Source organism: Methanomassiliicoccus luminyensis B10 (assembly GCF_000308215.1).
Taxonomy (GTDB): Archaea; Thermoplasmatota; Thermoplasmata; order Methanomassiliicoccales; family Methanomassiliicoccaceae; genus Methanomassiliicoccus; species Methanomassiliicoccus luminyensis.
This window is the reverse complement of the sequence record NZ_CAJE01000001.1, coordinates 23,735-34,612: the sequence shown is the minus strand read 5'-3', so window position 1 is coordinate 34,612 and position 10,878 is coordinate 23,735. Positions and strand designations below refer to the sequence as shown.

The 10,878-nt window shown below is 56.0% G+C and carries 13 protein-coding genes, 1 tRNA gene and 1 pseudogene; 7 read left to right on the top strand and 8 right to left on the bottom strand.

Features of this window, described 5'->3' with window-relative positions; all coding sequences use genetic code 11:
- Positions 1-124 precede the first annotated feature (124 nt).
- Both WYS_RS00195 and WYS_RS00190 read left to right on the top strand, forming a co-directional pair.
- Positions 125-418: a hypothetical protein gene (locus WYS_RS00195; RefSeq protein WP_147654556.1), complete on the top strand. Its 294-nt coding sequence runs from the start codon at positions 125-127 to the stop codon at positions 416-418.
- Between the two features lie 98 nt (positions 419-516).
- Positions 517-798: a hypothetical protein gene (locus tag WYS_RS00190; protein ID WP_019176138.1), complete on the top strand. Its 282-nt coding sequence runs from the start codon at positions 517-519 to the stop codon at positions 796-798.
- Here WYS_RS00190 and WYS_RS13770 read toward each other — a convergent pair.
- The 3 genes and pseudogenes from WYS_RS13770 to WYS_RS00180 form a co-directional block, all read right to left on the bottom strand.
- Positions 793-1,296, bottom strand: coding sequence for a hypothetical protein (locus tag WYS_RS13770; RefSeq protein WP_019176137.1), 504 nt, complete (start codon positions 1,294-1,296; stop codon positions 793-795). The two genes, WYS_RS00190 and WYS_RS13770, sit on opposite strands and share 6 nt — an antisense overlap.
- A gap of 9 nt (positions 1,297-1,305) precedes the next feature.
- Positions 1,306-1,371, bottom strand: a pseudogene (locus WYS_RS16585) (zinc-ribbon domain-containing protein); the annotation flags it as partial.
- Between the two features lie 74 nt (positions 1,372-1,445).
- Positions 1,446-3,332: a DUF4209 domain-containing protein gene (locus tag WYS_RS00180; protein WP_019176136.1), complete on the bottom strand. Its 1,887-nt coding sequence runs from the start codon at positions 3,330-3,332 to the stop codon at positions 1,446-1,448.
- Between the two features lie 851 nt (positions 3,333-4,183).
- Here WYS_RS00180 and WYS_RS00175 point away from each other — a divergent pair.
- Positions 4,184-5,071: a site-specific integrase gene (locus WYS_RS00175; protein ID WP_162137661.1), complete on the top strand. Its 888-nt coding sequence runs from the start codon at positions 4,184-4,186 to the stop codon at positions 5,069-5,071.
- A gap of 39 nt (positions 5,072-5,110) precedes the next feature.
- Here the strand turns inward: WYS_RS00175 and WYS_RS00170 are convergent.
- Positions 5,111-5,183: transfer RNA gene (locus tag WYS_RS00170), tRNA-Val, on the bottom strand.
- Between the two features lie 273 nt (positions 5,184-5,456).
- On the opposite strand from WYS_RS00170, the gene WYS_RS00165 reads away from it, so the two are divergent.
- Positions 5,457-5,807 (top strand): hypothetical protein, encoded by a 351-nt coding sequence (locus tag WYS_RS00165; protein WP_147654554.1) that lies wholly within the window; start codon positions 5,457-5,459, stop codon positions 5,805-5,807.
- Positions 5,808-5,837: 30 nt separating this feature from the next.
- Here the strand turns inward: WYS_RS00165 and WYS_RS00160 are convergent, their stop codons facing one another.
- From WYS_RS00160 to WYS_RS00150, 3 genes are all read right to left on the bottom strand, one after another.
- A complete protein-coding gene (locus WYS_RS00160) occupies positions 5,838-6,551 on the bottom strand; it encodes an RAD55 family ATPase (RefSeq protein WP_019176133.1) in 714 nt (237 codons plus the stop codon).
- Between the two features lie 99 nt (positions 6,552-6,650).
- Positions 6,651-7,682 carry a hypothetical protein gene (locus WYS_RS00155; RefSeq protein WP_049796191.1) on the bottom strand — a complete coding sequence of 344 codons (1,032 nt, stop codon included), beginning with the start codon at positions 7,680-7,682 and terminating at the stop codon, positions 6,651-6,653.
- Positions 7,683-7,790: 108 nt separating this feature from the next.
- Complete coding sequence (locus tag WYS_RS00150) at positions 7,791-8,492, bottom strand: anaerobic ribonucleoside-triphosphate reductase activating protein (RefSeq protein ID WP_019176131.1); 702 nt, start codon at positions 8,490-8,492, stop codon at positions 7,791-7,793.
- Between the two features lie 130 nt (positions 8,493-8,622).
- Here WYS_RS00150 and WYS_RS00145 point away from each other — a divergent pair, with 130 nt between their 5' ends.
- Genes WYS_RS00145 through WYS_RS00135 form a run of 3 tightly spaced genes read left to right on the top strand, consistent with a single transcriptional unit; the run spans position 8,623 to position 10,640 of the window.
- Entirely contained in the window at positions 8,623-9,075 is a 453-nt protein-coding gene (locus tag WYS_RS00145; RefSeq protein WP_019176130.1) for a hydrogenase iron-sulfur subunit, read from the top strand.
- A complete protein-coding gene (locus tag WYS_RS00140) occupies positions 9,059-10,192 on the top strand; it encodes a (Fe-S)-binding protein (protein ID WP_336603353.1) in 1,134 nt (377 codons plus the stop codon). The genes WYS_RS00145 and WYS_RS00140 overlap by 17 nt, the downstream gene beginning before the upstream one ends.
- A gap of 22 nt (positions 10,193-10,214) precedes the next feature.
- Positions 10,215-10,640 carry a DUF488 domain-containing protein gene (locus WYS_RS00135; protein WP_019176128.1) on the top strand — a complete coding sequence of 142 codons (426 nt, stop codon included), beginning with the start codon at positions 10,215-10,217 and terminating at the stop codon, positions 10,638-10,640.
- On the opposite strand, the gene WYS_RS15805 is transcribed toward WYS_RS00135, so the two are convergent.
- Positions 10,641-10,811, bottom strand: a complete 171-nt coding sequence (locus tag WYS_RS15805) for a hypothetical protein (protein ID WP_019176127.1) — start codon at positions 10,809-10,811, stop codon at positions 10,641-10,643.
- Positions 10,812-10,878 lie beyond the last annotated feature (67 nt).

Genomic DNA, 10,878 nt, shown 5'->3' with positions numbered 1-10,878 from the left:
TTAGAGGCCAGATGATGCCATGAAGACCTGTCCAGTATGTAAATCGACCATGCCTGAGTATAAAGGGACGTGCCAATACTGCGGCCTCGATCTCCGGCCGGTGAAGTGGCGCAACGAGGGATTGATGGTGGTTGGTTTAGCCATCGTTCTGGGAGCGATTGCGCTTTACTCGGGTAATTATTCTGTAACCAACTACAGATATATCCCCGTCGACGGGACAATCATCACCCAGACATACCTGACCTACCCGTATTCCGGTCTGGCGACTGTGCTCGGATTCATTGCAGCCATCCTGCTCATTGCCGGTGTTGCCTCGGCCATCGTCTACGACCTAAGGATATCGAAATATTCTCGCAAAACGAGACCGCCATCTGTCCCTCCCCCAAGCGCGGCACAAGAACCAGGGGAAAAGCAATAAAACGTTGAGGTCCAGCGAACGTCCGTTAACGCGGTGTTCTGTGAGAAGTGCGAAGAGAATGTAAATCAATGAATAAGCCCAATGGGAGAGCTGATAGGATGTCAAGTAAGAAGGAAGAGCTGTCTCCGAAAGCCAAGGGACACAAGATAACATACGAGCGATGGTTCTATGGGGTTCTTATTGGCTTTGCGCTCGGAGGGGCTAGTGCTAGAAACGGGTCCCCAATAGCCATCATCCCATTGATCTTTGCAGTCTATTGTCTTTTCGAATCCCAGAAGAACTACAAGCTTTACAAAGCGGCTCTGAATGAAAATCAGACGCCTGCAAACCAATGGCCCCATAGCCCTGGAAACAGCGTCTACGAATCGAGATGCCTATGATTTAGAAAATGAGTTAATCGCCCCGGCTAAAACCGCTTGGGCATAGGGTCCGTCGATACCTGTATAAAACTCCTTTCTCTGTTTTCCTTTTCGTCCGATTTCTATGGCGTCTGAGTATACGGTCAGGGACTCGATATTGGATATTGGAATATCAATGCGGGTGTTTGAAATTGATCCAGAATAAGCGAACCGTTTGGTCGTTATGTAGAGCTTTCCAACATCTATCTGCCGCAGTTCTGGGTGCGATTCCGAGTGGCCGGAGAAACCGCCGACCCTGTAGTTCACTCCCTTCATTATCCTGACACTGACGCCTCTCGACCCGCCTACATACTCCCGCACCATCCTGCTCTCGTACAACTGGACGTTATCCAGGGCCATGATGCACCTGTCTTTTCCTTTGAGCACTAGTGGTACGTCTTCGATAGTAGGGAGCAAATCGATACCGCCGTCGGCAATCGTCTGTAACAGTTGTTCTCTCTCGGCTTGGCGTTTGGCCACGCCTAAAGCTGTCCCGCAATTCACGCAATAGCTAGCCTCGTCTCGATTCAAGGTGCCGCAGTTCGAGCAATACACATTCAATCACCAAATTTTTCTAACCTGCATGCTCCGATGATAACTTATAGCTCTGTCCAATCTTGAAAGGTAATCTAATTACTTTTTAATTCCAGTCTAGCAGGAGAAGGCGACTGGCTAAGAATTCTGATTAGTCTAAGCAGTGAATAGACAAGAAAATATGTATCAAAAACGCCTATTTTATTGGCAGGAATTAACCCATGGAGGAGTAGATTCCGATAATTGATTTGGTCCTGCTCCACAAGGAAGGTCTTTAAGGAATCTGTAAACTCTGTTCCCAGCAATGTACGGACTTCATTGTTCCTTAGAAGCCCGCCCAAATCTATCTTCCTAAATGAGATGGTTTTTTCCTCGCTACCCATCTGTCGCTCCCACTCCACCACTCGATCTTCCATCCCATTTGCAATTACGATTCTGCGAATGATTTCCTCAAGATATGGCGTGAGCATGTGAGCAGCGACGAGGTGATCAGGCGGGGTCTTCAGCATGGATTTGAAGCCAATCTCCAAAGTAGGTTTAATGTCCGAAATGCGAGACTCTGAAAGAAGCCTATCGATGTCGCCATCCTCAACAATCTTATCTTGCGTTTCACGCATAACATTGACAAATAGAATTTCAAAGAATTTAATGGACATTACGATATTTCTCCTAGCATTATAATCGAGAAGAGAGTCCTCCGAGCGATGCTCTCTAACCGTACTTTCTTCATTCTGTACTGAAACGGGGAAAATGAATGCAAGTGGTGCCGTTTCCTTCTGTTTAAGGGTCAGGGCCCTGGCCTTTTCTATGTCCATTAGACCAGATGTATCATCAAGAATTTTGTCAAGAACACCATGCTCAAGTCCTTTTAATTCGGCGATATATTTCTTGACTGGATCATCTACGGTAAAACTAACAGAAATGTCCTCCCACTCTATTTTTTCAATCTGTTCCTTCATTATTTTGGTTATGAAATCTATTCTTGCCTGTGTATCATCCCTGTCTCTAGGAAATCGATCCTGAATCTCCTTGTATGCCTTCAAACCCCATCCATAAAATGTATAACGTGCTAGCCCCTCTTGTGCTCCATTTCCCTGTGTGATATGCGTTTCAGCAGCTCTCTTCATTAGAATATAAGCCTCGTCTTCATCCACTAACCCAACCAACACTTCGATGTAACATCTTACAAGTTGGTAATCACCATCTGCTGGGCTTTTCTCAATCAGGTCTCTTAATTGAGATATGAGCCTGGATTTCATGGTGCCTATTCGTTCTTTGTTCTCCCTCGGTCCTTCTAGAGTGCCCACATGCTTTACGAAAAGTCTAAGAATATCGAGAGTCCAGCCCCTCCACTCATAATCAATCGTTTTAGTGATGGACTCCGATAAGGAAGAAAATGCGGTCATTGCCCATTGCATCTGACCAAATTCTAGTGACATTCTTAGTGCAAGCCCATAGGCTAATGGTACAATCTCGTACGATCCATTGTCACCGTCATTCGATACGTATTCTTCGGCAGTTTTAAGCCAGCATTCGTATGATTCCTTTGCGAATATGAATTTATCTTTTCCTGAACTAAGCGTCATTAAAGCAAAGGAGTATCTGGCTTTAGCGAAATTGTTGGTTGTCTCAATGAATCTCCTTCTGTAGTAATCTACTGCCTCCTTCCTCCATTGACAGAATGGCAGGTTCGAAAACGGATTGGTAAATTTATCGGTCCGTTCCAGATAGTATTCCCATTTATTGGCTATAGGACTGACTTCTTTTCCTTCATATTGGACCTTGCTGCCAAATACAGGATATAGAAGAAGATCATATTCCCAATCAAGTTCTTGAACAGCTTCAGTATCTGAATTATCTTGAGCGGTTTTACGCAAATCAGCTAGCTCTGAGATGGCTTCCCACATGTAGATGTACTCAACTGGCCTATTGATAATCTCATTAATCTTTTGATGAACCGTCTCCCTAGAATAAGGGTCCATTAACCATCCTAACGATTCGTTGATTAATAATTTTATTAGTCGCTGATTTCAGGGTCAACTTCAGCCATCTTCCGTTTTCAGATAGCTCCATACGTGTGTACATGAGAAAGGTACTCCAACAAAGCCTATCCAGTGCTACGTTTTGTCATAGACAAAACGCAATCGATAGCTTACTCTCGTAAACGATGCGAGGGCCTCGATTTAAACATAATCCGCCTTCAAAAACACATACAAAATCTTGAAAGTAATGGTACATCCATCCCTCGATAACCGGCCCCTTATCGATCCGATAAGAGTACGCTTATCGGCGGTCGTCTGATATCTAGTTGATATCACATTCACGTTCTAGATCGAATTAATTATTAATTCTCCCGCTCGATTAATAATTAATTGCCAGACTGCTTTTTCAATCAAAAATCATATAAATACGGCGATGCCTAATCGACATTAGTCTGAGATAAAAGAGTTCGAAAGAACCGAAAGAGATTCTCTCTCTACCCCTCTCTTTCCGACTTTCGTCCTGCTGGAGAGGACGGGGAATGCCGGAACGGAGGGAGCGACCGAAAAAATTCGATGATTCATCGGGCGAAGCTTTATCCTTCTCAAATCGCCCTCTCGCTCCCGAGGCGAGGATATCACCACGCTGTGAACAACTCGCCTCCGCTAAACAGCGCTCCTGCCGTGATGGGCGAACCCAGAATGGCCAGGGACGTGGTTCAGCGGATAGACGCCCGAGAGGTAAGACCATGGGTCGATACCCCTTCGTGTGCGCTTATCGACGATACCTGAAACGTGCCCGGGCTCGTTTGGGCGAAGGGACGATCGATGAACGTGAGCGCAAACTGCACTTCATGGCTTCGATCATTCACAAGCTCTACAGCTCGGGCAAGATAAGCACCTCGAACCCCTCCAGGTTCACGGAGGACGACATCATAGAGATCTTCCTGGCGCTGAAGAACCGCGATGTAAGGGGGAAACCTCCAAAGCGTTCGACGCTCAGGAAGCAGATGCAACTGTTGAAGGACGTGTGCTTGGAATGCAAGAATCGTTTGGTCGAGGACATGCTCAAGGACGGACGGATACGGATAGGCAGCGATAACCAAGAACCTTATTCCCTGTACCGCGAGGACCTGATAGCGGTCCTCCAGGCTTGCAGGCAAGTTGGTGGCTGGAAAGGCGAAGCCTGTCGCTTCGCCACCGCCATGCTCACCTTCCTACAGTTAAGGCCGGGAGAGCTGCAACTATCCTCGCTACGAGACTTGGATACGAGGAAGTGGACCTTCCTGGTGGCCAATCCGAAAGGCAAGGGAATATACGGTGAAGTAAAGCGCCTGCCGATCCCCGACGTCCTGAGGCCATTTGTCCTAGATTTCATCAAGGCCAGGAACGAGATGCTTCAGTCCAAGGGCATCAAGAGCGCCGAGCCCTTGATCCCGGCCGTCTCCTGCAAAGGTGTCAACAACTACACTCAGCAGGCGTTCGGCCGATTGAAGAAGCAAGTAATGCAGGAAGCCGGGATCACTTTCAAGTGGAAGGACTTCCGGCCGACCGGCGGACAGCTCGCCCTGGACGAGGGAGTCCCGATAGAACAGGTATCGCAATCGATGAGGCACGCTTCGACAAAGACGACGGAACGGTACTATTGCCGTGCCCGAGCCGACCCTGCGTTCGCCAACGTCAATGAAGCGTACAACCGTATGTTCCTTGACGAACTGGCTATGAACGGAAAAACCGTTTGAATTGAATTTCGATGATAATTGTCTGGATAAGAGTGTGAGTGGGCTCAGCCGGATTCGAACCGGCGACCTTCTCCGTGTGAAGGAGACGTCATAGCCGCTAGACCATGAGCCCGCAAAAAGCTGAACCCATCAGCCGTATATGTACTTTTGCCGACTGGTACCATCTGGCATTGGCGGATTCAGCGGTCCCCGGCGCTGACCCGCCGATGAATAATCGACCATATGCCCTCATTCCGCAGCTGCGGTGATGCAACAAACAAATACTCGTGGTTTCCGGACGAAGTATAGGCCTCGGTCCTGGCCGCTCGCCCGGCGCGTTTGGGCGCGATCGTCCGGCCCGAGCCGCGTCTGGGACGTTCCAGACCGAAAGGAGGAGTACGAGAACATGTCTATGATGATGGAAAGAAGCAACATGGAGTTCGTGGACAGGACCATCGCGTCATGCAGGGACACCCGGGACATATGCGTAGAGACGGTGATGCATGGCATCAAGATGGGAGGGGAGAGGTCCCAGATGGACGTCCTCGGCGTGCTCATGGACGCGGCCGGCATAGCCGAACTTTGCGAGAGGTATATGCTCAGGGGATCGCCGTACCTCAGGCGGATAATCCCGGCCGCGGATGAAGTGTTCGACAGCGCCGCCAGGACCTGCGATACCATAAGGGGCGACGAGTTCTTCGCCACCGCCGCCAAGTCCCTGAGGAACACCGCTTCGAACCTCAGACAGATCGGCTGAGAGCTGACAGCGGACCTTTGAGCGGCCGGGTCACTCGGATATGACCTGGGTGGCCCGGAACCTGCCGTCCGTGAACAGCAGGGAGAAGTAGCCCGTCTTGTGGTTGGTGCTTCTCAGCTTGATGCAGCGTATGCGCCTCTGCACGTCGGTCTCGCCGAACTCCTGGAGCTTGACGGAGATTATTCCGTCGGCGAGGTACCCTTCATCATTGCGCCGGTCGAAGATGTTGTCCGGGGTCGTCTCGGAGATCAGCAGCGAGGTTACGTCCAGGTTCCTCAGCCAGTCGAAGAGGTAGAACAGCTCGTTGCGCCGGTCCTCCTCCATCTGGGCGACCATCTCCAGGACGTCCAGGGAGTCGACCACCAGTATGTCGTAGTCGAAGCTCTGCTTGAGGTTGTCGGCGTACATCTTGAAGATCTGCATCCAGGTCCCCTTGGCGCTGAGCTGGGTCAGGGACTTCCTGATGAGGCTCAGGTCCAGCACCTGTATGTAGTCCTGGGCCCGCTTGTCGTCGAGGCCCATGCACTCCATCTGCTGCATGAGGTGCTCCCTGGACTGCTCCAGGGTCATGAAGACCGAGCGGGTGCCGTTCTCCAGCGCGTTGTGATAGAGTATGCTGTATGCGATGGAGGACTTCATGGTGCCGGGGGTGCCGGTGATAAGCACCACCGTGTTCTTGGGTATGCCCCCCTGAAGGACCTCATCAAAATTCTGGATGTAGGTCTTGACGCGCTCTATCTGCAACGCACCACCTCTGGCCGGCGAATCGGCGTCAGGCTATTTAACTTATGTGAAGTGCCGCGCAGCGGGTAAGATGCGCCGTGGTCTCGGGGCATTGCAGGCTCACCGGTCGGCCGGGGCGTTCTCGTCCCTGGCCGGGACCTCGGCATTTGCGTCGACCCCGGTCAGCGTCAGTACGCCATTGACGCGGGTCAGGCGGAAGTAACGGGTGTCCGCCCCTCCCTCCACCGTCTTGAGGCACCGCACACAGGCGAGGGCGGACTCCAGGCTGTCGGGGAGACCGCTGACCACCACGGCCCCGGCCCCCATCTGCGCGTACGCCGACTTCATCCCGGCCTCCCGCTCGGCGAGGCGCTGGAACTGCTCGGCCATCTCGCTCTCGATCTTCTTGCGCATCCGGGACCTCTCCAGGACCAGCACGGGCTCCAGGTCGCCGCCCGCCGCCAGATATAATATGCTGGCGTTCTTGGAGGTGCTCCCGGCGTTCCGGGGGTCGTCGGTGGACCTCATGGCACTCTGGAGAATGGCGGCCTTGGTATAGAGCTCGTCCTCCTGAGCACTGAGGCTCTCCTCCAGCTGGGTGATCCGATCAAGCTGGTCCGCCATCTCTTTCTCCAGCTCCTGGCGGAGGCGGGCCTTCTCCATGGCCAGGACCGGTTCCGGGTCCACCGCGTCCAGGCTGCCGCTTTCGTACAGGGGGCCGCCGGTCTTGGGCTGGACATCGGCGGCGTGCATGGCGCTCTGGAGGATGGCGGCCTTGGTATAGAGCTCGTCCTCGCGGGCGCTGAGGCTGGCCTTCAGCGTTTCCAGCGACCTCTTCTCCTCGTCCAGCTTCCGGAAGAGCTTCTCCACCTTGCGGTTCTGCGATTCCAGGGACTCCATCTCGGCCTGCAGGGCCCTTTCCTTGTCCCGCAGCTCCTTCTCCCTGCCGTACGCGCCGACCACATCCCTGACCGCGGGCTTGACCACAGGGGCGGCGTCGAAGTTGCTCTTGCTGATCTCCCTTATCCCCGGCGCGGCCGGCCTGGGGGCTGCCGTTACCGGCGCCGTGAGCGATCCGCCACAGCGCCAGCACTGGGAATCGTGGGGGCCTGCACCGGCCCCGCAGTGCGGACATGTAAAGACCTTTGCCATGCTACACCACCATTTTCATCTGAGGATTATTCTATATTTCGATGAATTGGAGAATAAAAAAGCTCTCGGCCCGATTTGTATTACTGAGAACGAGAAATGATAATGCGCTCACACGTCCCCGCGGAGCACCACCTTGCGCACGTACCTCTTGGCGGTCTCGGCGATGCCGAGCATGGTCCCCTGCGGGTACGGCTTCACCATCGACATGCTGGGGTCCAGAGTGTGCCCCGGGCGGAACTGCTGCAGGGCGTACTTCTTGGTGCCCCCGATGTACGCGGCCATCGACTCGATGTCGCCCGGGGTCAGCAGCACCGGCACCACGGTGGTGCGGTACTCGTGGTCCACCCCAGAGGTCTCCAGCAGTTCGATGGAGCGCTTGATGTCGTCGAGCTTGACGTCCACTCCCACGACGTCGGCGTACTTCTCGTTCAGCGGCCCCTTGAGGTCCATGGCCACGTAGTCCACCAGCCCGGCCTCGATGAGATCCCCCAGCATCCCCGGGTTGGAACCGTTGGTGTCCAGCTTGACCTTCACGCCCAGGTCCTTGATCCTGCGGAGAAGATCGGGGAGGTCCTTGTGGAGGGTGGGCTCGCCGCCGGTCACCACCACTCCGTCGAGGAAGTCCTTGTTGGAGCGGACGTACTCCTCCACCTCCGAGAAGGGCACCTCGTCGAAGGTCTCGGACCGCAGCACCACGTCGGGGTTGTGGCAATAGGGGCAGCGGAAGTTGCATCCGGGAAGGTAGACGGACGACACCACATGGCCGTCCCAGTCCAGCAGCGATGTCTTGATGAAGCCGATGATCCTCATTCGAACTCATCACGGCCTGGGGCCACTTAATCCTTGCCATGAGATGGCCGAAATCCTGGAAAGGGGCCCCCGCAGGAGGTGCGCAGAAAAGGTATTTTGGCCAGGAAGCCGTACCCGGCGGGGAGATGCCATGACCGACGCGACAAGCCCAGCCAAGGAGGGGGAGCGGGGCTGGGAGCCCCGGATCGTGGCGTTCTGCTGCAACTGGTGCTCCTACGCCGGGGCTGATCTGGCCGGAGCGTCGAGGCGGCAGATGCCGGCCAACGTCAGGGTCATCAGGGTCATGTGCTCCAGCCGGGTGGACGGAGGGCTGATCACGGAGTGCTTCCGCAGAGGAGCGGACGGCGTCATGGTGCTGGGCTGCCACATCGGGGACTGCCACTACGCCTCCGGGAACGTGAGGGAGGAGGTCCGCGTGGGCGAGACCAGGGAGCTGCTGGAGCTGCTGGGAATAGGGAAGGAGCGGCTGCTGCTGCGATGGATCTCCGCGTCGGAGGGGGACCTGTTCGCGTCCACCGTGGACGAGTTCACCTCGGCGGTCAAGGCCATGGGGCCACTGAGGAGGGATCGCGACGGAGCTTGAGGGGCTGGTCCGCCGGTTCGGCGCGGAGGAGTGCGTCGGCTGCGGCCGGTGCACCTACTCCTGTCCGGCCGCGCACCGCTACGATTCCTTCAGTCCCCGGAGCGTGATCGAGGGCATCATGTCCGGCGGGGGCGTTGAGCCTGGTGGGCTGTGGGCCTGCGCGTCCTGCGGCTCCTGCTCCGAGGCGTGCACCAGCGGGGTGGACTTCCTGGAGTTCGTACGGGCGGCCCGCTCGCAGATGCGGCGGGACAGCCCGCCGCTCCCCGCGCACCATGGGGTTCTCGGCAACATCAGGGAGCTGTCGGCCCGGCGGGGCCTCTCGCCAAAGGGAGGGAGCTGGACGACGCCGGACCTAAAGTTCGATGATGCTTCGCCCACCCTCCTGTTCGTGGGGTGCGTCCCCTACTTCAACGTGGTGTTCCGCCATTTCCGCCCGGACCTGCTGGAGATACCGCGCTCCGCGGTCAGGCTGCTGAACGCCTGCGGCATCCGGCCAAGGCTGCTGCCGTCGGAGCGGTGCTGCGGGCACGACTCCCACTGGCTTGGCGACAGCGAGACGTTCGAGAAGCTCGCCCTGCTGAACATCGAAGCGGCGGAGGCCCAGGGCATCGAGGAGATGGTGGCGTTCTGCCCCGAGTGCCTGGTCACCTGGAGGGACCTGTACCCTGGGCGGTTCGGGAGGCTGCCGTTCAGGGTGCGTAGCGTGATCGAGGTCGCTGCGGAGGGGCTGAAGAGGGGCGGGGTCGAGATTGAAAGCAATGGCGGGACCTACACTTACCAGGACCCTTGCCGGCTGAGCAGGGGGTCCGGCATCATAACGGAGCCGAGGGAGATCATAGCGCGGCTGGGGAGCCTCCGGGACATGCCGCGGTCCGGACGGTCCAGCGTGTGCTGCGGCACCGCCGGGTGGGTCAACTGCGACCGCACCGCCAGGAAAGTGCAGATGGAGCGGCTGAACGAGGCGGGGGCGACCGGCGCCGACCGCCTGGTCACGGCGTGCCCGAAGTGCCTGGTGCACCTATCTTGTGCGAACTTTCACCATGGAGGCGATCTAGATAGGAGCGTCGCCGTCGACGACATCCACGTCCTGGCGGCGAGAGCGCTGAGAAACAAATAGGTGCGAGGACGATATACCGGCGATGCCATCCTCTCGGGTCTGGACCGTTGGCTATGAAGGACGAACGCTGCAGGACATCCTTTCGCTGGTCAGGTCGTACGGCCTGGAGGTGCTCATCGATGTCAGAGAATCCCCGTACTCCCGGAGGAAGGGGTTCTCCCAGAGGCCCCTGAGGGAGGCGCTGGAGCGCACCGGGGTCGAATACGTTCACATGCCCGAGCTCGGCACTCCCAAGGAGCTGCGCAGGGCCATCATCGACCCGGAGGAATACCGGTTCAGGTACCTGGAGCACCTCAAGGAGGAGCGCGGGACCTACGAACAGCTTCTCAAGATCGTCAGCGACAGGCCTTCGGTCCTGCTGTGCTTCGAGCGGGACTTCAAGGACTGCCACCGCGGCCTCATCGCCGAGAGGCTGGCCGAGGACGGGATGGACGTTGTCCACCTGTGATCAGTGCTTCCCGGCCTCTTGCTCGTGCTTCCTCTTGATGTGCCCGGCGGGGCCGCCCCTCTCGAACTTCGCTTTCTCCACGCACTCGTCGCGGTCACAGATGAAGGCGGCGAACTGGAAGACCTTGGCGGGCCTCCCGCAGAACTGGCACTTCTCCTTCTCGATGTCCATGGGTCCCGTTAGGGCGTTGACCGGCTAATAAGCCCTCCGTCCGGCGCTTCGCATTCCGGCGCGGGGC

Coding starts and splice junctions, on each gene's coding strand:
- WYS_RS00195 (WP_147654556.1), top strand. CDS start 125: ATGGTGGTTGGTTTAGCCATCGTTCTGGGAGCGATTGCGCTTTACTCG.
- WYS_RS00190 (WP_019176138.1), top strand. CDS start 517: ATGTCAAGTAAGAAGGAAGAGCTGTCTCCGAAAGCCAAGGGACACAAG.
- WYS_RS00180 (WP_019176136.1), bottom strand. CDS start 3,332: ATGGACCCTTATTCTAGGGAGACGGTTCATCAAAAGATTAATGAGATT.
- WYS_RS00175 (WP_162137661.1), top strand. CDS start 4,184: ATGGCTTCGATCATTCACAAGCTCTACAGCTCGGGCAAGATAAGCACC.
- WYS_RS00165 (WP_147654554.1), top strand. CDS start 5,457: ATGTCTATGATGATGGAAAGAAGCAACATGGAGTTCGTGGACAGGACC.
- WYS_RS00155 (WP_049796191.1), bottom strand. CDS start 7,682: ATGGCAAAGGTCTTTACATGTCCGCACTGCGGGGCCGGTGCAGGCCCC.
- WYS_RS00150 (WP_019176131.1), bottom strand. CDS start 8,492: ATGAGGATCATCGGCTTCATCAAGACATCGCTGCTGGACTGGGACGGC.
- WYS_RS00145 (WP_019176130.1), top strand. CDS start 8,623: ATGACCGACGCGACAAGCCCAGCCAAGGAGGGGGAGCGGGGCTGGGAG.
- WYS_RS00135 (WP_019176128.1), top strand. CDS start 10,215: ATGCCATCCTCTCGGGTCTGGACCGTTGGCTATGAAGGACGAACGCTG.
- WYS_RS15805 (WP_019176127.1), bottom strand. CDS start 10,811: ATGGACATCGAGAAGGAGAAGTGCCAGTTCTGCGGGAGGCCCGCCAAG.